The following is a 22,003-nucleotide window of genomic DNA, read 5'->3' on the forward strand; positions in this document are numbered from 1 at the left end:
CCGCCCGGTGGCGGAGCCTGCCCGACAGCTCCGATCTCCTACCCGACACAACGAACACCACAGGGCCTCGGCCACAACACCAGAAGGAAGGAACTGACCATGGGACAGCTGTCCGACAAGGTCGCTCTCATCACCGGCGGCACCGCAGGTATCGGCCTGGCCACCGCCCGGCGCTTCATCGAGGAGGGAGCCTTCGTCTACATCACCGGCCGACGGCGACCGGAACTTGATGCCGCCGTCGAGAACCTCGGCACCCAGGCCGCCGGCGTCCAGGGCGACGTCGCCGACCCTCATGCCATCGGCCAGGTAATCAGCGCGATCAGGCAACGTCACGGCCGGCTGGACATCGTCTTCGTCAATGCGGGCGGCGGCAGCGTGATCCCTCTGACCGAGATCACTCAGAAAGACTACGACCGGCATTTCTCCGTCAACGTGGCCGGAGCGCTGTTCACCGTGCAGAAGGCCCTGCCTCTGATGACGAACGGCGGCTCCATCATCCTCGTCGGTTCGGTCAGCGCCTCCCGCAACGTTCCCCAGATGAGCCTGTACGGCGCGACCAAGGCCGCCCTGCGCAGCCTGGGCCGTTCTTGGGCCTACGAACTGACTGAACGCGGTATTCGCGTCAACATTTTGAGCCCCGGCCCCATCGATACCCCTGCCACCTACGTCGCGGCCGGTGCGCACGACGACGAGTCCCGGCAGCAGGTCAGGGACCAGATGGGCAGCAGCATCCCCCTGGCCCGCATCGGCCGCCCCGAGGAAGTGGCCGCCACCGCGGTGTTCCTGGCTTCCGACCAGAGCTCCTTCACCACGGGCGCCGAACTCTTCGTCGACGGCGGCCTGGGACAGATGTGACCGCACACCCCCACCACCGACCACGCGACCGGACGGGCCGTCACAAGCCGGCCGCCCAGAAGGTACGGACATGACACGCGATCCCCACACCTGGCACATCACCGCCGCCTGAGCAGGCCTGGGGCAGTCACTCACCGAGACGCTGCTCCGACAGGGCCACCGCGGCGCGGCGACCGCGATGACCGCGTCGCCTGTGCGGACGAGTACATCGACACGCAGCACGCCAGCGACGTGCTGCTCCCTGACCTGACTTCTCCCGTCCACCAACGACCAATTCATGCACCACAGAAGCAAAGGAAAAGGGTAATGACGCAGAACACCCAGCAGATCGACGGTCGCGACGAAGCAGAGATCCGGTCGGTGATCCTTGGATATGTGGAGGCGCTGGATAGCCGCGACTTCGGTCAGCTTGCGGCCGCGTTCACCGACACCGCAGAGCTCGAAAACACCTTTGAGAGCTACATCCCGGGCGGCGAGGACTTCACCGGCGTGATGGCCCGGGGCGCGAACGAGATCGCAGGTGCCATTGGCGACCTCATGAGGCGGCTCGATGCCACCCAGCACTTCCTGGGAGCGATCTGGGTCGAGCCCACCGACGAGGGAGTACGCACGCGAACACAGATCATCGCCCACCACCACCGCGGCACCGGTTTCTACCACACCGGCGGCACGTACACGGACTCATTCGTCCGCACCGACAACGGGTGGCGCATCGACCGCCGTGTATTGCACACCTTGTGGACCACGGGCGAGCCGAGCGTGGTCACAGGCGCCTGAACTCCTGCCGGATTGAGCGGCCGCTCCAGTGGCGAGAGAGCCGACTCCGGGCTCAGCGGTAGCTTGCTGGTCCGCTCTCCGCCAGGGACGGCGATGCAGTCGGCAAAGTGGGCCGCTCCGCGCCGGCATAGCAATCGAGCACTACGCAGCGTGACAGGGGGCAGGTGGAGGCCGGTAGTCTTTCCCGTCTCGGAGGAGGAGTCAGGAACGCGGCCGGGGATTCTTTCTGCGCTCCTCGGAGCCAGTTGTTGTACGTGTACAGGGGCAGTGTGGCGAACGCCTAACCAACCCCCGTTCGAGCCGGACCGAGAGGGACGCAGCCGGATGGAAACGGGCCGCTTTGTCCGTTGTTTTGGCATCGTCGCAGGTGAGAGGCGTCACCCTTTTGGGTTCGAGTCCCACCCGCCCCACCGAGCGTCCCCGGGCAGAATCGACCTGACCTGGGGAAACGCGTTTTTCGGGGTGTTTTTGCGTTAGGCGTTCGCCTCACGGGGGTGTGGCGGGCGTGGGTCCTCGCGCATCGAGAGTGCTTCCAGTACCGCTGTGACCTGGGCTTTTCTGGTCTTCCGGTCGCGGGACCGTTAACAGTGGCCCCACGGCTGCCCCGGGGAGGCGGCGGTGGGACCGACTGTGCCCCAATCGGTGCGGAGCATCTCGTGCACGGATGGTGAGGGTCTGACCGCAGGCCCCGGGCACGCAGTTTCGGTTGAGGCGGAGTGCCGAGGGGCGCGCCCCGGGCCATCTGAGCTGGAGTGGCGTCGCAGTCGGTATCTGTCAGGTACATGCCGTCAGCGGGCCGGAAGCACAGCCACCGGCCCGCGATGTACAGGGCGGTCGAGCCATGCGAGTCGGCTCAGCCGGCGGGCAGTGTGTCCTCGGCCTGGTCTGGGAGTGCCCAGCCGGTGAATCCGGGACCGAGGGGACGAAGCCCCTGGCGACGCATGCGCATCTCTCGGACGGTCAGAACGCCTGCATGTACACCCGGGCCTTGTGGGTATCCAGTTCGAGGACGTGGATCTCGATCCACTGGACCTCGCTCCTGCGGCTGTCCCCGACGCAGGGCGGGCAGACCCCGGCCCAGCGGACGCCCTTCTCGGCCTGGGGCTCGGCGAGGCCGAGATGTCCGAAGAGTTCGGTAGGGGACGGGAGATCTTGGTTCCTGGCGCGCAGGGCCTTCTCGGGACGCAGGTCCTCTGCCACCTGTACCGCGGTCTTCTCGTTGGTGACGAAGGAGAGCAGGTAGATGTCCTCCTGCGGATTGATCTGCACGGCGCCCTTCACCTCCGTCGCGCTCTCGGGTACCGCCACCTTCATGAACGCCGATGCCTCCGGGGCGCCCATGTCCTTTCCCCAGTGCGAGGCGCGCCCGTCCGTCGTCCGGTGATCATCCCCGTCGGCACTCGAACAGGCTGTGAGGAGCAGGGCGGCGGTTCCGAGGACCGTGAGCATCCGTGGCCGCAGGGTAGATCGGTCGTTCACCGGTTTTCCTCGTCGCCGCGCGAGACGTCCCCGCGGGATCCTTCACGGCCAGGGTCCGCCGGTGTCACCCCGGGGGCTGAGCCGCTGTTCAGGTCCTGGGTGTAGGTGCTGCTGCTGCCGCGCATGTCGAATTCCTGAGCGAAGCCCACTTTGTGCAGTCGCCCCATGTCGTCGTCGGGAATGGTGACACCACCGGGGAACGTAGTCGATTTGCCGGAGTCCCAGTTGTACCGGTCCCACACGTTGACCTGGTAGTCGAGCGAGACCTGTGGCTTGCCACCGTCGCCCGGACTGACGGTGACCATGCCAGACACGTTCTGCTGGTGCGACCCGACCGCGTGAAACCATTCGTCCTCACCGAAGGTCCGCCCGATCGCCTGGCTCTCCACGGGAACAACGACGGTCCTGTCGCCGCCGGCCTTCTCGTACTCATCAAGGGCCTTCTGACGCCAGGCTTCCTGGTTCTCGGCGATGTGAAGCGTGCCGACGTCGGTCCGGAACCCAGAATCGTCGTGCAGGATGCGGTCGACGTCGAGGTCGAGCGGCTCGCCGGTGCCGCTGAGGTAGTGCTGCATGTTGCGGGATGCCGCGACCTCCCCTGCGACATCGCCACCCGTGGCGATCGCTTGAGCTTGCGTCAGGATCCAGAGGTCGTGGGCAGTGGGGTTCTCCGTGTCGAATGCTCCCGAGCCGGCGTCGGCCGGCCTCCACTCGTACAACGGGGCCATGATCCCTGCTTCACGAAGGTCGTCGCCGCGCTCTCGCAGCAGGATGCCGCGGGTGGCCGGATCGAGATCACGCCACCACTCCGCCACGGCGGCCCTCCCCTTCGGCATGTTGGCGGCCTTGCCAGCCTGCTCCAGGGAGGGATAGGGGCTCTTCACCGGGCTTCTGTTGAAGCCGTTCATGGTCCCGTCCATGATGTCGGAGTCGACCACGGCGGCTGCGAGGGCGAGCCTGATGCCGTCGTCGGCGTCAGTGACCGCCTGGACCGCCTGGTCGAGGAGATGCGTCCACCGGGTCACCTGCGCGCGCACGCTTTCCTGGTAGCCGGGGTCATGCACATACGCACTGAGTGCGCTCCGACTGAGCTGTTCGGTATCGAACGAAACGACGCCCTGGTCGGAAATGCGCATGCCGTCCTTGAACGCGTCGGTGCGCACGGTGTTTACCCTGCCGCGGAGGGCGACGAGCTGGGTGTGTGAATCCCTCAGGATGGACGCAATCGCCTTGGCCTCCTTCTGAGCCCCCTGCAGCTCCTTGAGTGTCACGGTGAACCTATTGTTCGCGGCATCGGCGCTCTGGCCGACCCACGACTCTCCGAGTGAAACGCCATGGACATCTCGTTTGTACTGCTCCTCGATCGTCTTGGACTTGCCCGCCATCTCACCCCACTTGTCGGCGGCGTCGGTGAGTGTGGACAGGTCGCTGCTCATCACTTCGTGATAGGTCGGCATGCATCCCCCGGGGCGGTCGGTCGGCTGGTCAGTACCCGTCGATCGGGGACGGCGGAGCCAGTTGCGAGCCGATGCCGATGTCGTCGTTCTGGAAGTCGATGCCCGTTTTGCTCAGGGCGTGCTTTTCCGATGCCAGTCGGCCAAGCAGTGCTTTGACCTGCTGTTCCCACGTCCTGTGCGCCTTCTTCAACGCACCCGAAGCGTCCCAGCCGTACCCATCTCTGGCGCCGAACTCCTTGACCGCCGCCTTTACGCTCTCGGTGGCGTGTTTGCCGTCCCTCTCGACGTCGGGTTCCAGATCATCGTTGATGGCCTTCGCCGCCGCCTGCTTCTTTTCCGGGCTCGACGCGAGATCCGGGGCGCCGCCGGTCCCTGCCGCCGGGGGGAGCTGGTTCAGTCGCATCGGGTCTGTGCGCCTGGCGGCCACATCGTTCTTGATCTGATTCCACTCGTCCCAGGCCATGGCCCCCCTGTCAGCGTGTCCGTTCCCAATAAACATACGGAACGGGGTCGGGCCAAAGGCTCGCCGTCAGCACGGCCCCCGGTGGCGCCGAGCACGACGGTCAACGGCAGCCACTTCTTGTCCATCAGTCACTGTCCCATCGACTTGTCGGCGTCGCCCATGCCGTTCCCGTACCACTGCTCGGTGATCGACTGGAGGTGGTCCTCGTACTCGCCAGGGCTCGCGTCCAGCTCCTGCTCCGAGAGCCCTCGTTCCAGTGCCATCCCGCGCAGCATGCCGTTCATCTGCTTCTGGCCGTAGTCGTAGTGTTTGATCATGTTGTTGCGGGTCTCGGCGTCCACATCGGTATCCGCATTGTTCAGGTGCTCGTTCATGCCGAAGTCCACCGAGCGCTGAATCGCGTCACCGAGGACTGGGACGGGGGTCAGCAGCCCGCCGACCACGTGGTAGTTGAGCACCCTCTTGTACGCATTGGCATCCTTCTCCGCTTGGCCCAGGTCGTAGATCACGTCTCCACGTACGCCGTCGAGGTGGCCGAGCACCGAGGCGGACTGCTTGACCCAGGCCCGCAGCTCCGGGTCCTCCTTGCGGAAGGAGTCCGCCGGGAAGTCGTCGAGCCCCTCACTGATGACCACGGTCTGCGAGCCATGGATCATCTTGTAGGCGTTGGGGTCCTCCGCTGTGGCTCGGATGATCCGGGTGAGGTCGCCGCGGTCGATCTCCAACTGGTTGAAGTCGCTCGGCCCATCCGTTTTCATGCCGAGGATCTGGTGTACATCGGAGCCGTAGTCGGCGATCATGTCGGCCATGGGCAGCCGCATGGAGACGGGGACGGCGCTCTGGTCCTTGTGAAGTGCTTCCGTGTACTCGCCCATCACCCGCTTGAAGATCGCGGTCTCGGCGGCGTCGTGGTGTACGGGCACCGGGTGCGTCGGTGAGCCGGGCACGCGGCCGGTGGCCGCGGACTCGAGCGCGAGGCCCAGCTCGGCGCGTGCCGAGGTGTACTGCGTCTCGTCCGGCATCTTGCTCTCGACTTCGCCGCCGGGCCATTCCCGGTCCTCCAAGAAGTACTTGAGGTTGTCGGTGGTGTCCGGGGCGAAGTAGTGGGTGGAGGCGGACGGGTTCCGGCTCATGGCGTTCAGCAGGCCCTTCATCGGGTCCTCCTGCGTTCCCTGCCAGTTCTTCATGACGCCGTCGTAGGCGTCGTCGTTGTTCGTCTCCCACTCACGGATGGTGTCGCCGACCTCGGTCAGGAAGGCCTCGCTGTAGACAGGGTCGCCCTCGTCCTTCCTCCAGGGCGAAGACTTCTCCTTGAGGGCCTTGTAGAGGCGGGCATCGGTGCCGGAGAGCTGGCCGTCGCGGCCGCCCGACTCCAGGCTGCTGGCGAGCAGCAGAACGGCGTCCTGCTGCTCGCGGCCCTGGTAGCTGAGTTTTGTCATCAGCTGCTCGGCGAAGGCCGGTGAGTCCTTGCCTTCCTCGGCGAGTGTGAGGAGCCGCTCGCGCTCGTCGTCGTCGAGGTATTCCCAGCGTGCGTAGAGCTTGGCGACTTCGCGGCCGTTCTCCGCCTGCTGCTGTTCCTCGGCACGCATCCTCTTGGCGTCGGCGACACCACTGAGGTCGGTGCTTCCGAAGTCGTTGGGGTGGTGCTTGATCAGGGCGCGCAGGCCCCAGGCGCAGAGCTCATCGGCTTCGTTGGCGCGTTTCAGGATCCCGTCGATCTTGCCGCGCAGCTGTTCGAACTGTGCCTCGGTGGCCAGGGGTTCGGTGCTGTCCTTGGCCCGGCGGTCAGGGTGTATTCGATGGCTGAGGACGCCGTCGGGGTAGATGGTGATACCCGGAGGTGGATTCTCGTATGTGTGCTTGAGGTCGTCCTGAGCTGTCTTGAAGAGGGTGTGGGCGTCCTTGAGGAGGTCGCGTACGGACTCTGCCTCGGTGACGGCGTCACCGAATTCCTTGGCGGTCTTGGTGACGAACTCTTTGGTGACGGTGGCGTTCTCGCCCTTCCAGCTGGACTTGTCGGCCTTGGTCTTCATGGCCGATGCGTCGGTCCGGAGCGGTGAGGTCAGCTTGCCGATCATCTCGGTCCACTGGGTCACCGCCGTGTCGAGCGGGCCGAGTCTGGCAGTGAGGAGCTGTTCGAAGGTGGGCATGGCAGCGGCTCCTTACTGGAAGTACTTGCTGATCTGCGAGGCGGGAACGGCCCCGTCCGCTTCCGGGGCGACGGGACCTACGATGCGCAACTGCGTCTCGATCCACTCGTCGTCGGCCTTTTTCGAGGCTTTCGTGTAGTCGAGGTGGTTGGAGATGTGGGCGCACGCCTGAAGGAGGGTCTTCACCTGCGTTTCCCACGTTCCGATCACTTCCGTGAGCGCAGCGCCGGTGTCGAACCCGTGGCCCTTGAGCTGGGGTGACGGGGGCCCAGGAGTGTGCGCCTGGTTCACCGTTCGTAGCGGAAGCGGCATGCCACCACGTGGATGATGGCGTCCTCATCGATGCGGTACACCAGTCGGTGTGCGGAGTTGATGCGCCGCAGGCGCTGGGCCATCGCGGGCGACCGCAGCAGGTGGTCGGTCTCTTTCAGTGCCTCGTACTCGGCGAGCGAGACGACGACCATCGGCTCATGGCCGGCCCGGGTGATGATCAGCTCCTCGGCGTCGTTCTCCACTGCGTCGAGGGCGTCGGCGATGCCCGCGCGTAGCTCGGTGACACTCATCGTCTTCCTGATGTACACGATGACGTACGGAGTGGATCCCTATATGACTGATCGCGATCCGCCTCCGGTCGGTCATGGAGTTCGGTCCGCGGTGGCATCGGGATGCGGCAGAAGCGAGGCTTCCGCTCGGTGCGGTTGAGAGGGACGTGATCGTCGTCCGCCGTGCCTCCTTCACGGCGTGTGCCAACATCCGGTCGGCTTTTGCCTGATGGTTCTCCCGTGGACGGGCCGGGGCCGGGTGCCCGCGGTTCCGGGGGCACGTCCGCGCCGCCGGTCCGTCCGCTCAGTCGCAGAGGCTTGCCACGACGAGGCTGTCGAACGCGAGACGGCCGGACTGCCATGCGGTGACCCGGACCGCGGCGTCCTCGCTCGCGTCCTGCGCGGGGAGTCTGGTCGCGAAGATATGGCAGGGGGCGGTCAGGGTCAGGGGGGTGTGGAAGGCGCTGCGCAGTTCGACGGGGAGCACGCGGTAGGGGGCGCAGGCCGCCTGGACGGCCTGACGGGCCGCCTCCACCAGGACCATGCCGGGGATCTCGTCCGTGGGGTGGTCGAAGAGTACGGGGTGGCCGGGCTCGATCCTCAGGTCCCAGGCCAGACCACGGCGTGCGGCGGCGGTGTGGGGGATCCCGAGGACGACGTCACGCTCGTCCAGGCGCCCCACGATCTCGGGCGGTACGGGATCGGACAGGGGCGGGTAGGCGCCGCCCTCCATGGCGGTGGGGTCGGCGAGGGTCGATGCGTGCAGCGTCAGCCGGCCCGCACCGGCGAAGTCGTCCCCGCGCAGGAGGTCGGCCTCCAGGGTGAGGGCGGTGAGGGCGTCCTGTCGGCGACGGACGTCGGTGGCGGCCACCTCCAGCCGCATCTCCGCAGGACGGTCGCCCAGCAGGGTGGCACCGGGGATGATCTCGAACTCCAGTTCGGTTATGCGGAAGTGATGTTCCGCGCGGGCGCCGTAGTACGTCTGTCCGATCAGGACGGAGGCCTGCCGTAACGACTCGGCGGCGAGCAGAGGGTCGTACCAGACACCGGCGACGGGTGTGTAGAAGTGGTGTCCGTGCGGCCACTGCGCGCCCAGCCGGAACGCGTCGGCACCCAGGCGCCGCCAGTCCGTGATCAGTACCTCGGTCACCGCGCTGCGGTCGACGAGATGGCGCGGGGCGCTGCGGATGAAGCGGAGGTCGGCCCCGCCCCTGGCCTCCGGCGGCAGGGCAAGGGTGAGCCTGGAATCGGTGAGGGACACGCAGGTTGCCTTTCTCGTGGGCGACGAGGCGGGGTCGCGTACCGGTGGAGGGTGCCGACGCCGTCCGGCGGTCCGAGGGTGCCGGACGGCATCGGACCGGCGGACGGTGAGGCATGTGGTGAATGGCTGGACCCGCCGTGCCCGGGGCCGCCGGAAGCCGGGTCCCCTGGCCGGGTACACCGGCGATCCGGCTCATGGCTCAGGCAGCGGCCAGCGCGGTGAAGCGGCCGGCGTGGAAGACCAGGGGGCCCGCCTGGTCCGTCAGGGCGCCCTCCAGGGCCTCGGCGATGACCAGTTCGTGGTCGCCCGCCGGGTGGACCGTGCTGATGCGGCAGTCCAGCCAGCCGAGGCCGTCGGCGGGAATCGGGTGTCCCGCACGGGTCGCCGACCACTCCCCGGCGGTGAACCGGTCGGCACCCTTGGTGCTGAACAGGCGGCACAGCTCCGCGTGCCGGTCGCCGAGGATCGTCACGGCGAAGGACCCGGTGTCGCGGATGGCGGGCCAGGTGGAGGAGGAGCCGGCGGCGCACAGGGCCACCAGCGGCGGGTCGAGGGAGACGGAGGTGAAGGAGTTGACCGCCATGCCCTTGGGGCCCTCGGCCGTTTCGGCGGTGATGAGCACCACTCCCGTGGTGAACCGGCCGAGTATGTCGCGGAACGAGCGTTGCTCCAGCATGAGTTCTTTCCGATCGGAGAGGGCGGCCGCCGGGCCGGCGGGGAGCCGGCCCGGCGTGCCGAGGGGCGGACTTCCGGTGAAGGACGGACGGTCCTACCGGTTGCGGGCGGCGATCGCGAAGTCCACGGCTTCCTGGGGGCGCGCCGCCGAGCCGGTGATGCGCGGGGCGACATGGCGGGCCAGCAGCTCCATGCTGCGGTTGGTCTTCTCCCACGAGGTCCAGTCGGCGACGTAGACGAGCAGCGTGCCGAAGCCACCGGTGATCTCGTGCAGGCGCTCGATGCCCGCGACCACGTCGTCCACGGATCCGACGAGCGCGCCGCCGGCCTCGACGCGGGCCTCCAGCGCCCTCTCGCGCGGCACGTCCGGGCTGAGCACCTCGCGGCCGGCCGCCTTGCCGAAGTACTCGAACAGCCAGCGGTCGTAGCCCTCGCGCACGTCCGCGTAGGCCTCCTCGCGGGTCTCCGCCACATGCACCGGGAGCGCGATGCGCCACTTGTCCCGGTCGAGGGTCTGTCCGTTCTCGGCAGCGGCCTCCTCGGCGTACTTCCACTGGTGGGCGAGATTGATGTGCGCGGGGGCACCCGGCGTCAGGAGGGCGAAGGGCAGCGCGAACGAGGTCATGCTCAGCCCGTACTGACCGATCAGCCGCGGGCTGGACTGCGAGGTGCCGGAGGTGGCGACGGCGACCTCGATGCCCTGCGGGCTGAACCGCGGCAACTGAATCTTGGCGTCGTGGAGTTCGAACCAGTCCGTCTCCTGGGTGATCCGCTCGTCGCCGTTGACGAGCTCCATGACGGTCGGCAGGGCCTCCTCGAGACGGCGCCGCTGCACCGGCTGCTCCAGACCGAACATCTTCGCGTCGAACGGCACACCCGGGCCGACACCCAGGATGTACCGACCGCGGGTGAGGTGGTCGAGGTGGACGGCCCGGCTTGCCACATGGAAGGGGTGGTGGCCGGAGAGCGGTACGACGCCGTGGGCCAGCTTGATCTGCGTGGTGCGCTGCGAGGCGGCGGCGATCATCGTCTCGGGCGCACCGACGAGGCCCCAGCCCAGGGTGTGGTGCTCGCCGAACCACGCCTCGTCGAAGTTCAGGTCGTCGACGTACTCGACGAGGTCCAGGTTCCGGCGTATCGCCAGGTGCGGGTCCTGACCGGTCTCGTGGACGGGGGACAGGAAGATACCGATACGGCTGTGCACAGTGAACCTCCGGAAGACGTGAAGGGAGAGGTGAAGGGGGACGTGAAGGGGGACGTGAAGGGGTGCGGGGGGAGACGGGAGAGAGACAGCGGCCGGCCGGGCGTCAGGCGACGCGGTAGACCGCGTCCTTCAGGACCCGGACCTTCTCGTAGTCGGCTGTCAGCGTGGCCTGGTCGGGCGCGGTGAGGAACACGCGTAGCGAGCTGGTCAGGAGGTCGACCGTCGGCTTGATCCGGGAGCCGGGCGCGAACTTCACCCCGGCGAAGAAGACACTCTCCCGGGCACGGATCTCCGCCACGGCCGTCTCGTCGACGGACGCCACCACCCCGTCAAGATCGGTCGGGGTGTTGTAGACGACGGCGGGCTGCTTCCTGGTGTACGTCCTGCCCGCGTACCCGGCGCGGAACTCCTCGGGCCGGGTGTACGCCTGTGCGGTGAGCGCCGCCTGGTTGTGACCGAGGCACACGTCGTGGAACGGGGCGTGGAGGTTGCCGTTGAGACGTGTGCCGATCTCGACCAGGACGGGGCCGTCGGCCGTGACGATGACCTCGGCGTGGGCCGGCCCCCAGGCGATGCCGAGCGCGCCGAGTACCTCGTCGACATACGCGGTGAGCCGGGCGACCACGGGGTTGTCGTCGGGGTCGGCGAGCAGGTCGCGGTTGTAGATGTTCTTGCCGGACGGGAGCAGCGTCTTCTCGTACTCCCAGACGCCGCAGACATAGCGCTCGCCGTCGCTGCTGACCGTGTCGACGATGTACTCGGTGCCCTTGAGGTAGGACTGCACCAGTGCCTCGGTGTTGGCGAGGCCGAAGATGTTCGGGGTGTCGAGGACGGTACCGGCGGCGGCGCGGACCGCATCGGGGCCGTCGCAGACGAAGACTCCGTCGGAGGCCGCCGAGCTGAGCGGCTTGACGACGACCGGGTACCTGCCGTGCTCCTCCGCCCAGGCCACGGCCGCGTCCGGGGTACCTGCCTTGAACTGGTCCGCGCAGCGCACCCCCGCCCGGCGGAGCGTCTCGATCATCTCGTACTTGTCGCGGCGCGCCGCGGACAGTGCCGAGCCGTTGGACGGGACGCCGACGGCCTCGCTCAGCCGGTCGGCGAGCGGCACGGACGACTCCTGGCCGGCGATCACACAGACCGGGTCGAGACCGCGCACCAGGCCGGCGAGCGCGGACTCGTCCGTGCCCACCAGGTTCCTCCGGTACGCGGTGAGGTCCGGCGGCGCCATCGTGGGGATCAGCTCAGGGGTGCTCTGGACGTGGATGACGTCCGTGTCGCACGCGGCGAAGGCGGCCGGGTAGAAGTTGCCTGCGGAGTATCCGTCGACGATGACCGCGACGGGGCGTGGACCTCTGTTGGTGTTGCCGCTCATGAGTGGACCTCTGTCTCGGAGTCGATGAAGCGGGCCAGACGGGCGATGCCCTCACGGATCGCGGGGACGTCCAGATTGCTGAAGCCGAGGCGCAGGGCTCGTTCGCCGCCGCCCTCCAGGTGGAACATGGTCATCGGTGCCCAGCTGACCGCGTGGTCGCGGGCCGACCGCTCCATGGCGGCCAGATCGGCGTCGAAGGGCACCTCGACGACCAGGAAGAACCCTCCGCGAGGCCGGTTCCAGCGCACCCCGTGCTCGGCGTACCGCTCGGGCGGGAAGTGCTCGGCGAGGGCGTCGAGGGTGGCGGCGAGCCGCTCCTGGTAGACGGCGGCCAGATCGCGGGTGACGGAACGCAGGTCGTGTCCCGCGTCCACGAGGATGCCGCCGATCGCAGCCTGGGAGAGCGAGGACGAACCGACGGTGAACATCGCCTTGGCCTTGGAGAGCTCCTGGGCGAGGGTGCGCCGGACGCCGTCCTCGCCGACGACCGTGCGGTCACCGACCAGATAGCCGAGACGGGCGCCGGGGAACGCGGACTTGGCGAAGGATCCGAGGTAGACGACGTCACCGCGGGTGTCCAACGACTTCAGGGTCGGCAGCCGCTCCTCGTCGCTCGCGAACAGCCCGTAGGGGTTGTCCTCCAGGATGGTGAACCCCTCCTCAGCGGCCAGTTCGAGCAGCCGGTGGCGGGCGTCGAGGGGGACGACCGTGCCCGAGGGGTTGGAGAAGTCGGGGACCAGATACAGCGCGGTGGGCCGCTTGCCCTCGGCGCGTACGGCGCGCACCGCGGCGGCCACCGCCTCCGGTTCGAGGCCGTGCGGGCCCTCGGTGACCGCCTTCACCGGGATGTCCAGCATGCGGGCCGCGCCCCTGATGCCGACGTACGCCGGAGAGACGGACAGCAACACGTCGTCGGGCGAACGGAAGAGGCCCCGCAGAGCGATCAGCGCCGCCTCCTGGAAGCCGTGCGTGATCATGATCGATTCGGGGGTGACATCGATGTCTTCATCCGTGGAGAGCATCCGTGCGACGTCTTCCTGGATGAACCCGTTCACCGGTCCGTACTGGAAGTGCAGCCGTGTGATGCGCTGTTCGGGCACCCCCCTCTCCCGCAGGTGTGCGATGTAGCGGTCGACGTAGGACGAGAGCTTCCCGAGGTCGTGCGTGCCGTCATGGGGGGCACCCGACGAGAAGGACAGGGCCTCGGGGAACTTCATCGCCGTCTCGCTGAGCAGGCGCATCGAGTCCATGTCCGGATCGACGATGCCCGCGTGCAGGGCTTCGCGCCGAAGGGCGGTCTCTTGTTGAACGGTCGTTACGGACACGTCAGTTGATCCTTTCGGGGATCTCCGGGGGGTGGGTACGGCGACGGGGTGCGGCAGCGGGGTCCTCGGGGGTCAGGCCACGGCCGGCCGGGGCGCCCCGATCCAGGTGCCCTTGCCGGGCGCCCACCGGCGGATGCGGACGTCACGGACGATGCCGCCCTCGACGTAGGGCTCGGCCTTCAGGATGTCTTCGAGCCCGGCGCGGTCCTCGGCCTCGTAGACGAGGAGGCCGCCGTTGGTGTCCTGGAGGGGGCCGGCCAGGAGCAGTACGCCACGCTCCGTGAGGGCGCGCAGGTAGTCGGTGTGGGCGCCGTGCAGGTGTTCCCGGCCCGCGCGGTCGACGTTGTACTCGAACTCGACGACGAACGTCGCCATGTTGCCTCCTGGGGCAGTTGCCTGTGGGGGGTCACGGGGGTGCGGGGCTCACATGTAGAGGCCGCCGTTGATGTCGATGACCGATCCGGTGGAGTAGCCGGCGCTCTCGGAGCAGAGGTGGAGCACGCTGCCGACCGCCTCGGCCACGCTGCCCATGCGCCCCATCGGCAGCCTGGACAGCACGGCCTCCTTCTGCGCCGGGTCACGTCGCTCCCAGGCGCCGGCGACCCGCTCGGTGGCGATGGGGCCGTGCGCGACGACGTTGAGGACGACACCGTCTGCGGCGAGCTCGTACGCCATCTGCTTGGTCATGCCGATCACGGCGGCCTTGGACGCCACGTACGCGGCGTTGTTGAAGTGGCTGTACGTACGGCCGCCGGCCGAGGCGAAGTTGACGATCCGGCCGTAGCCGTCGGCGGCCATGCGCGGGGCGCACACCTTGACCGCTATCCAGCTGCTGACCACGTTCTCCAGGAACGACTGGTCGAAGTGGTCCGTGGTCAGGTCGGCGTAGTTGATCACCCGGGTGTCACCGCCGACACCGTTGACGAGGATCGACGGGGCGAACCGCTCGACGACGTCGGTCAGCAGGCGCTCGGCAGCGGGGATGTCGGTGATGTCACCGACGACGGCCTCGACCTTCGTGATCCGCCCCAGCTTCTCGGCGAGCCGGCCCAGGGCCTCCGGGTCACGGTCGAACAGGACGAGGGTGTGGCCCTCCTCCGCGAGGCTGCGGGAGACCTCGGTGAGGATGCCTCCGGCCGCGCCGATCAGCAGTGCGGTGCGGGGGGTGGGTGCGGACATGCTGGGTCACCTGGTTTCCGTGGTCAGATTTTCTTCGGTGGGTTTCGGGGGAGTGGTTTCGGGGCCGGCCCCGGTCGTGAAGCCCGCCAGCCGCGGCAGCAGCGCGAAGCCGAGTGCCACGGCGAGGCCGAGGCCGAGGACGGACATCCACAGCGCCGGGTAGCCGCTGCTGTGTGCGAGGGCGAGCCCGGCAGGGCCTCCGACGACGAAAGCGGCGTTCCAGGCGAAGAAGTACGAGCCCTGGTAGGTGCCGATCCGCCCTGCCGGAGCCCGGTCGGCGATGAAGGTCGCGGACATCGGCGCCCAGATGACCTCTCCGAGCGTCCACACGACGGTGGCGAGAGTGAAGGCGATCATGCTGTGGGCGAAGACGTTGCTCCCGAAGCCGAGAGCCATGAACAACGCCGCCAGGATCAGTGGCACATGGGCCCGCATCGAACCGACGAGACGGGGCACGAGAGGGAGCAGCACGATGGACAGCACCGCGTTGACCGCGAGGACGAACCCGATGTTCCCGCTGGTCAGTCCCGCGTCCCTCATGCCCAGCGGGAACGCGGAGTTGACCTGGAGGTAGACGCAGGCCAGCAGGAAGGTCAGCAGGAGGAAGCCGACCAGCACCGGGGTCCTGAAGGGCTCGGCGATGTCACGCGCGGCGGACCTGAGGAGAGTCGGGATCCCGGCTGTCCTGCCGGAATCCCGCACCGGCGGCGGGTCGGCGGGTACCGCGAACACCAGAGCCGCGTAGATCAGGCTGGACGCCGCCCAGACGATGAAGAGTGCGGTGGGGCTGACTTCGAGGAGGAACCCGGAGAGGACCGGGCTCAGCGACATCCCGATGTTGAAGCCCACCAGGAAGAGGCTGTACGCCTTCGAGAACTGCTCCTTCGGGACGATCGAGGAGATCAGCCCGGCTCCGGCCGGCCGATCGACCGACGAGAGGAACCCGGTGATCAGCGACAGCGCGCACAGCACGACCACGTGGTCGGCGAGGGCGAAGAGCAGAGCCATCGTGGCGGCGACCGGCTGGGCGGCGACGATGGTGCGGCGTGGCCCGATGAGATCGGCGACCACTCCTCCCACCAGCCCGGAGAGCACCACACCCGCGCCGAAGAGACCGACGACGAGCGGGGTCGTACCGGGAGCCACGAGCCCGTTGTCCTCCAGGTAGAGGACGAGGAAGGCGGGGGCGAGCGTCCCGAGCCGGCTGACGGTCTGCCCGCACCACAGCAGCCAGAACGCTTTGGGAAGGGTCATCAGGGGCTTTCCGTTCGTGTCGGATTCGTGGTGGCCCGCGACGGCGGAGCCGCGGGACGCGTCGGCGGTGACGAAGCCCGCGACGAGGTCTCCGGGGCCCCGGTCGGGGAAGGCCTGGCCGGACCCGTCGACCCCCGGGCCGAACCCGCGGGGCTCACCGGGACCCGCGCCCCGCGCGGTGGCCGCCCGGACCGGGGGCCGTGGACGGACCGGGCGGGGGCGCCCGGCCGTGCGGTGGCCGAGCCGAGCGTGCCGTAGGCGAAGGCGGCGGAGACCAGCGTCATGTGGTGGTGCCAGCCGGGGTACGACCGCCCCTCGAAGGCACGCAGGCCGAAGGAGTCGGCCAGCTGTTCCATCGTGTCGGCGGCCCGTAGGTGCAGCCGGGCCGCCGCCCGTACCTCACGCGGCGGCCGGTCCACGAGGTCGGTGAGCCAGATCCGGCCGTCGCCCGAGCCGTCCGCCCCCTGCCCGCCGATCAGGCGAAGGGCGACGGGGGTGCCGGGGAGGCGGACCACCCCCGTCGCCACAGTCGTGGCCCGGGGGTGGAGCGGTGCCCTGGCCGGGCGCGCCGCGAGGACGTCCCGCGCGGGTACGGCACCTTGGTCGGGCCGGGCGCCCTGCGTACCGGGGGCGGAGCGATCGGGGAGTACGGCGAGGTCGTCGGGTACCGCCACGACGAACCGGCGCCGCCGGGCGAGGAGCCCGCCGACCAGGGCGGTGGTGTCCGCGAACCCGACGAGGTCCGCGACGACGGGCAGTTGGCCGGTGGCCGGTTCCGACAGGGTCCGGGTGACGCCGTCGACCAGGTCCAGCACCTGCCTGTCGGCGGGGCCCCGGGTCGAGGGGGCACTCTCGGGGACGCGGGCCCGGCTGCGTAACTCGGGGTCATCGGCCCAGGCGCCGGGCAGCAGCAGCCGCCAGTCGACGGGGACCGTCGCGGCGTCCGTGGCGAGGAAGGCGGCCACACCGATCTGGCAGTTGACGGTGCGTCCCTCCTGCGGGACGAAGCGTCGGTGCACCCCGCAGGAGCGGTCCCCCCGCTTGGGCAGCACCGCCGTGCCGATGACCAGGGCACGCGGCAGGGCGCGCCCCACGACCCAGTCGGTGAGCCGGGCGCGGACCGGCTGCCACCCCCAGGGGCTGGCGTTGACGAACTGGTGCAGGGCCTGGGCGGCCGTGGCCGAGCCCGACACGGTGCCGGCGAGCCGCCGTGCGGTCTTGCGCCCCGGCGTCACCAGCAGGCCTCGGGTGTACACATGGGCCCATCGGCGCTGGTCCGCGCGGGGCAGCTCTTCGAAGACCTCGGCGACGAAGGCGTCGAAGGAGGCCCGGTCGAGGGCGGATCCGGCCCGTGTGCGGGCCGACCGTAAAGCGGGCACCGCGACCGCCGTGGTGGCCGGCCCGTGAGCCGTCGTGGACAACGTCCTCGCCATGACGCCTTCCCTTCCTCTGGACCGGTTGCATCCGGCGGGTCCGCCTGTCCGAAGCCCGCCCTAGAAAAAATAGAGAACGACTTCTTTGTTTTCAACCGGGCGAGCCACTCCGGCTGCGACTTCGGGGAGTCCACGCGTCCACGAGCCTCCTGCCTGTGGCTTTACCCGGGCAAAGGCCAGCGGCCTACCCGGGGAAATCCGCAGGCCGCAGGTACACCGCCGCCGCCAGCGCCTGCTCCGCGGCTCGGAGCCACCCCGGCCCGAGCCCCCGGGAGGTGAGAGCGACGGTCAACGCGCCCCTGAACGACGACAGGTACAGAGCTGCTCCGGGCGGCCCGTCCCCGGAGGCCGCGGCCGCCCGGAACCCCGTCACCCTCCTCAGGTGCGGACCGAGCACGGTGTCCACCGATCCGGCGTCGGTGACCCGCAGTTCGGGAACGCCCGAGTCCACCGCGTCCCGCTCGACGGCCCGGCGGATCCCCGCGTGCCCCCGCCGGTCCGGGCGCCAGGCGCGCACCGCCGGACACAACGCCCTCGCGTGCGCTCCGGCCCCGACCACGGCGTCGTCACCCGCCACGGGGCGCAGGGGTACCCGTATCACTCCCAGCGCACACCCCGGTTCGGTGATCAGCGCCCGCTCGGCGAACCGCCGCCGCAGGGACAGGGCCGTCGCCACGGTGACTTCCCCGCGGCCGGTCTCCCGCGCGAGCGGTCCGGCCAGCACGGCCGCGAGGAACCCGCCGACCGTCAACTGCCGCGCCCCGCACCAGTCGCGCAGCCGACGGCTCTCGTACGGTGTCAGCGTGAGGGCCACGGGGTCGGCGGCACCCCCTCCGGGACCGGCCCGACGCTCACCGGGTCCGGCCTCGTGCCCGGCGTACGGCGCCACGGACCGCCGGGCCCCGGGCCGGGGCCACGCCGAAGGCACGCAGCCGCCGCAGGAGCACGGGCCCCCGCCCTCGTAGGTGAGCGTGTCGGTGTCGGGCGGCAGCGGCTGTGCGCGCCCCCGGACGTTCTGGCCACCGGACGCCCCGAGCAGGGCGTCCAGCAGGGGCCGTACGAAACGCCCGGTGGAGTAGCCGTCGCAGATCGCGGGGTGGAGGGTGAGCCGGAAGCGGGTCGAGCCGGTCCGGTCGTGCCCGGCCCACAGGCGCCACAGTCGTTGCCCCTCCGCCAGTTCGTCGTCCGTCCCGCTCACGGCCGAAGGGGGCGGGAGGGAGTACGGTCCCGGCGCCCCCTGGCAGAACCGCAGCCCGTCGTCGCCGGTGTCCTCGATCCGCAGCGACAGCGACGGCAGCCGCCGGACCCACGGTCCCACGGCCCGCTCGATCAGCTCCGGCGGGAGGGCACCGTCCACGGCGAAGGAGACGGTGAGCCGGCCGCTGCCACGCAGCAGCGTGTGCGCGTGGGCGAACGCGGCCTCCGTGCCGCTGAGCCGGCGCACCTCCCTGCCGTGTTCCCGCACCCCCCGACCCCCGCTCACGGGTGCCCGCACGTGGCGTCCGGAGCCGGTGAGGCGTATCGCACGGTGTTGGACAGCGTGACGTCGTGGCTGGTGAAGTCCAGCGTCACGCGGTCGCGGTCGGCCATCTCGAACCCGCCGTGAAAGCTGCTGCGGTCCGCCCCGATGTAGACGTAGTGGACGCGGCCCGGGGCGAGCAGGGCCTCGTAGGAGAGCAGTTCGGACATGATGGCGTCGAGCCCGTAGTGCAGGGCCTTGACGCCGGTGGTGAACTCTCCCCGCCAGCACGGACCGCCGTCCCGCTCGACCGTGACCCGCCCGGTGACATGGCGTGGTGGTTCGTCCAGGAACAGCCAGGGTGCCACAGCCGCGTCGCAGAGCTTGGCGTAGGACAGATGGCCCCGGTGGCGGCGGAACCGTCCGATGTCGGTGAGGTCGTTGCCGAAGGTGTGACCGACGTACCGGGGCCGCCGGTCGTCGTCGGTGACGTACACCAGGACGATCTCCGCCTCCTCGGTCAGCGCCACCGATGAGGCCGGGGCGCGCAGGTCCTCGCCCGAGGTCCTGAGCACATCACCGAGACCCTTGAGGAACCAGTTCGGCTGGGACGGGGTGTCCGCGTCCACCTTGACGTTGTGGGTCTGCATGAAGCCGCTGACCATGGCGTCGCCGGGATGGCCGGGGAGCAGCGGCGGACGGAAGGTCACCGTGTCCTGTTCCCCGGCCGGGACGGTGACGGTCCCGGAGACCGCGCGGAGCGCGGCGTCGACATCGCCCCGTGTGAGCAACAGCTTGCCCAGGTCCAGGCCGCGGAGCGGTGTGAGGTGCAGCGGCTCGCCCTCCCCGGGCAGGCCGAGGCCGAAGTACCGTTCGTTCCGGTAGGTGCATTCGAAGAGTACGGTCATGTGAGTGTCCGCCTTTCGGGCGTGGGCGCACGCAGTGGGTGCGCCAGGTGGGTGTGCGACGGTCGAAGGGGACGAGCCGACCGGGGCGGGCGGCCCGTCCGGAAACGCCGGTGCGTCAGAAGTCGCGTACGGCCCAGCGCTCCGCGGCCCCGGTGAGTTCCAACCCCCAGCCGGTGCCGTGCGCGGGCGACAGGGTGTTGGTGCCGCGGTCGACCGTGGGGGGCGGGGTGACGATCATCTCCGGGAAGAAGCGATCGGACTGGCCCGCCTCGACGGTGACCGCGTCCGGACGGCCGAAGGCCAGGGCGCGGCCCGTGTTGATGAGTGGCCCCACCTCGGCGACCTGGACGCCGAACTGGAACCGGACCCCGTGCCGCCGGGCGTGGTCGACGAGCCCGGCGGCCGGCAGCGGCCCGCCGTTCTTGGACACCCGGATGTTGAACGCGTCGCAGGCCCCCGACTCGACCGCCGTACGCGCCTCCCGGGGCGTGCACACCGACTCGTCCAGCATGATCCGGGCCCCGCCGTCGCGCCGCAGCACGCGCAGCGCCTCCCAGGACCCCTTGGGCAGCGGCTCCTCCACGTAGTCCACGCCGGCCTCGGCCAGGCGGCGGGCGTGGCCGACCGCGTTCGCGGGTGTCCAGCACATATTGGCGTCGACCATGACGGGGACCTCGTCGCCGACCTTGGCGCGGATCGTGCCGACGGTACGGGCGTCACGCCCGATGTCGCCCGACGCCTTGATCTTCACGAAGTGGAACGGGCCCCGGGTGGCCAGGAACTCCTCCACGTCCAGGCTGAGGTCGAGCACCTGTGAGACGGCGAGCGAGCCCGGACCCTCGGGGGCCACCCCGGGCAGCAGCTCGGACGCGCCGACCCCGAGCCTGCGTCCCAGCCAGTCGAGCATCGCCGTCTCCAACAGACAGAGCAGATTGTTGCCGCCGCCGATGCCGAAGGTGCGCGCGAAGCCGTCCCGGTGCAGGAGAGAGAGCAGCTCCCCGGGCTCCCGGCCGGTCAGCAGCGCGTACACCGCCTGGAAGTCCACCTGTTCGAGCGCGTCGCGCACACTGGCGGTGGTCTCACCCGTGACGTACGCCCGGGGAGCGCACTCGCCGAGGCCGTCCACACCGCCGGCCGAGAGCCTCAGCACCAGGCTGTCCGACGTACGGCGCCGGGCGGCGGGATGGTCGAACGGCGTCCGCATGGGCAGCTCGACGTGGTAGAGCCGGGCCCGCCCGCGCTCAGGCGCCACGGTTCAGCCCCTGCAACAGGGTGTACGTCGACGTCCAGTCGATCAGATCGCCGGCGACGTCGGTGTAGAAGAGGTAGTGCTTGTCGGTCGGGAACTTCATGATCGCGCCCCGGCCGCCCACCACGTCCTGGAAGACGGAGTGGGCGGCGTCCAGGTCGACGAGCGGATCGGTCATCCCGGAGACGAAGGTCGCGGCGGGCACCTGGTTCCTCACGGGTCCCGGTTCGAGGTAGCGCCGCTCCAGTTCGAGCAGCACGGCCCGCGAGCGAGGTGTCAACTTGCGTACGGCCAGGTCGTCGTGGTCGATGAAGTGCCGGTACTTGGCCTGGTCGGTGAAGTCCGCGGAGTCCAGCCCCGCGTCCCACAGCTGCTCGCTGCTGTCCGCGGCGAGCGCCGCGCGTGCCTCCGGGGTGAGGGTGGCGTGCATCCGGCCGAGCCAGGTGGAGCAGAACACGGCCGCGTCGTACGAGGTGGTGAACCCTTCGTAGCGCAGCAGGGCCGCCATGAAGGAGCCGCCCAGGCAGTGCCCGAACAGGGACAGGGGCACGTCGTCGCCGATCAGCTCCCGGACGAACGCGGCGGCGCGGGAGTAGTCCCGGAGGACGGTGTCGGCATCGGGTATCACCCCGGGCGTCCCGGGGCTGATGCCGCTGCTGCGCCGGTCGAGGACGAAGAAGGCGATGTCGTTGTCGGCGAACTGGGGGCCCACTTCCCACAGCCACCCGGCGTGGCTCTGCAGTCCGTGGAAGTAGAAGACGGCTCCCTTGATCTGTTCCGGCCGCCACACGTGCATGGCGAGGCGGGTGTCACCGCACGGCAGGTCGATGATCTCGCGGCGGGTGTTCTGCGGGGGCCTCAGGGTCTCGATCACGGTCAGTTCTCCTCGGTGAATCGTGATGAATCGTGGCGAATCATGGTGATGGATCGTGGTGGTGCCGCGGGGCACCGCGGACGG

The 22,003-nt window shown here is 69.4% G+C and carries 21 protein-coding genes; 2 read left to right on the forward strand and 19 right to left on the reverse strand.

Translation table 11 applies throughout. The features are described from left to right. The first annotated feature begins 99 nt into the window (after nucleotides 1-99). Nucleotides 100-855, forward strand: coding sequence for an SDR family oxidoreductase (locus tag OG623_RS24635; protein ID WP_147985183.1), 756 nt, complete (start codon nucleotides 100-102; stop codon nucleotides 853-855). 306 nt (nucleotides 856-1,161) lie between these two features. Continuing rightward, nucleotides 1,162-1,632 (forward strand): nuclear transport factor 2 family protein, encoded by a 471-nt coding sequence (locus OG623_RS24640; protein WP_406149289.1) that lies wholly within the window; start codon nucleotides 1,162-1,164, stop codon nucleotides 1,630-1,632. 960 nt (nucleotides 1,633-2,592) lie between these two features. Here OG623_RS24640 and OG623_RS24645 read toward each other — a convergent pair. From OG623_RS24645 to OG623_RS24735, 19 genes are all read right to left on the reverse strand, one after another. Further along, on the reverse strand, nucleotides 2,593-3,111 hold the full coding sequence (locus OG623_RS24645) for a hypothetical protein (protein ID WP_406149290.1): 519 nt from the start codon (nucleotides 3,109-3,111) through the stop codon (nucleotides 2,593-2,595). Next, nucleotides 3,108-4,568, reverse strand: a complete 1,461-nt coding sequence (locus tag OG623_RS24650; protein ID WP_406149291.1) for a hypothetical protein — start codon at nucleotides 4,566-4,568, stop codon at nucleotides 3,108-3,110. The genes OG623_RS24645 and OG623_RS24650 overlap by 4 nt, the downstream gene beginning before the upstream one ends. Before the next feature lie 28 nt (nucleotides 4,569-4,596). Then, nucleotides 4,597-5,031 carry a hypothetical protein gene (locus OG623_RS24655; RefSeq protein WP_406149292.1) on the reverse strand — a complete coding sequence of 145 codons (435 nt, stop codon included), beginning with the start codon at nucleotides 5,029-5,031 and terminating at the stop codon, nucleotides 4,597-4,599. A gap of 128 nt (nucleotides 5,032-5,159) precedes the next feature. Further along, nucleotides 5,160-7,181, reverse strand: coding sequence for a DUF6571 family protein (locus OG623_RS24660; protein WP_406149293.1), 2,022 nt, complete (start codon nucleotides 7,179-7,181; stop codon nucleotides 5,160-5,162). A gap of 12 nt (nucleotides 7,182-7,193) precedes the next feature. Further along, a complete protein-coding gene (locus OG623_RS24665; RefSeq protein WP_406149294.1) occupies nucleotides 7,194-7,367 on the reverse strand; it encodes a hypothetical protein in 174 nt (57 codons plus the stop codon). A 101-nt stretch (nucleotides 7,368-7,468) separates the two neighbouring features. Next, a complete protein-coding gene (locus OG623_RS24670; RefSeq protein WP_406149295.1) occupies nucleotides 7,469-7,762 on the reverse strand; it encodes a type II toxin-antitoxin system prevent-host-death family antitoxin in 294 nt (97 codons plus the stop codon). 265 nt (nucleotides 7,763-8,027) lie between these two features. Further along, nucleotides 8,028-8,984 carry a ScbA/BarX family gamma-butyrolactone biosynthesis protein gene (locus OG623_RS24675; RefSeq protein WP_406149296.1) on the reverse strand — a complete coding sequence of 319 codons (957 nt, stop codon included), beginning with the start codon at nucleotides 8,982-8,984 and terminating at the stop codon, nucleotides 8,028-8,030. Nucleotides 8,985-9,183: 199 nt separating this feature from the next. After that, a complete protein-coding gene (locus OG623_RS24680; RefSeq protein WP_406149297.1) occupies nucleotides 9,184-9,660 on the reverse strand; it encodes a flavin reductase family protein in 477 nt (158 codons plus the stop codon). Between the two features lie 93 nt (nucleotides 9,661-9,753). Then, a complete protein-coding gene (locus OG623_RS24685) occupies nucleotides 9,754-10,863 on the reverse strand; it encodes an LLM class flavin-dependent oxidoreductase (protein WP_406149298.1) in 1,110 nt (369 codons plus the stop codon). Between the two features lie 103 nt (nucleotides 10,864-10,966). Further along, nucleotides 10,967-12,238, reverse strand: a complete 1,272-nt coding sequence (locus OG623_RS24690; protein ID WP_406149299.1) for an ATP-grasp domain-containing protein — start codon at nucleotides 12,236-12,238, stop codon at nucleotides 10,967-10,969. Beyond that, nucleotides 12,235-13,563, reverse strand: coding sequence for a PLP-dependent aminotransferase family protein (locus OG623_RS24695; RefSeq protein ID WP_406149300.1), 1,329 nt, complete (start codon nucleotides 13,561-13,563; stop codon nucleotides 12,235-12,237). The genes OG623_RS24690 and OG623_RS24695 overlap by 4 nt, the downstream gene beginning before the upstream one ends. Nucleotides 13,564-13,635: 72 nt before the next feature. Then, nucleotides 13,636-13,938, reverse strand: coding sequence for a YciI family protein (locus OG623_RS24700; protein WP_406149301.1), 303 nt, complete (start codon nucleotides 13,936-13,938; stop codon nucleotides 13,636-13,638). 48 nt (nucleotides 13,939-13,986) lie between these two features. Beyond that, the gene (locus tag OG623_RS24705) at nucleotides 13,987-14,742 is read right to left on the reverse strand and encodes an SDR family NAD(P)-dependent oxidoreductase (RefSeq protein WP_406149302.1); all 756 of its coding nucleotides are present in this window, start codon (nucleotides 14,740-14,742) and stop codon (nucleotides 13,987-13,989) included. A 6-nt stretch (nucleotides 14,743-14,748) separates the two neighbouring features. Beyond that, on the reverse strand, nucleotides 14,749-15,996 hold the full coding sequence (locus tag OG623_RS24710) for an MFS transporter (protein ID WP_406149303.1): 1,248 nt from the start codon (nucleotides 15,994-15,996) through the stop codon (nucleotides 14,749-14,751). Next, on the reverse strand, nucleotides 15,996-17,429 hold the full coding sequence (locus OG623_RS24715) for a transposase (RefSeq protein WP_406149304.1): 1,434 nt from the start codon (nucleotides 17,427-17,429) through the stop codon (nucleotides 15,996-15,998). The genes OG623_RS24710 and OG623_RS24715 overlap by 1 nt, the downstream gene beginning before the upstream one ends. A gap of 184 nt (nucleotides 17,430-17,613) precedes the next feature. Beyond that, nucleotides 17,614-18,873, reverse strand: coding sequence for a hypothetical protein (locus OG623_RS24720; RefSeq protein ID WP_406149305.1), 1,260 nt, complete (start codon nucleotides 18,871-18,873; stop codon nucleotides 17,614-17,616). Nucleotides 18,874-18,908: 35 nt separating this feature from the next. Beyond that, nucleotides 18,909-19,796, reverse strand: coding sequence for an FAH family protein (locus tag OG623_RS24725; RefSeq protein WP_406149307.1), 888 nt, complete (start codon nucleotides 19,794-19,796; stop codon nucleotides 18,909-18,911). A gap of 115 nt (nucleotides 19,797-19,911) precedes the next feature. Then, entirely contained in the window at nucleotides 19,912-21,048 is a 1,137-nt protein-coding gene (locus OG623_RS24730; RefSeq protein WP_406149309.1) for a mandelate racemase/muconate lactonizing enzyme family protein, read from the reverse strand. Then, nucleotides 21,038-21,919 (reverse strand): alpha/beta hydrolase, encoded by an 882-nt coding sequence (locus tag OG623_RS24735; RefSeq protein WP_406149311.1) that lies wholly within the window; start codon nucleotides 21,917-21,919, stop codon nucleotides 21,038-21,040. The genes OG623_RS24730 and OG623_RS24735 overlap by 11 nt, the downstream gene beginning before the upstream one ends. Between the last annotated feature and the right edge of the window lie 84 nt (nucleotides 21,920-22,003).

Origin of the sequence: Streptomyces sp. NBC_01012 (genome assembly GCF_045162755.1) — a bacterium.
Classification (GTDB): Bacteria; Actinomycetota; Actinomycetes; order Streptomycetales; family Streptomycetaceae; genus Streptomyces.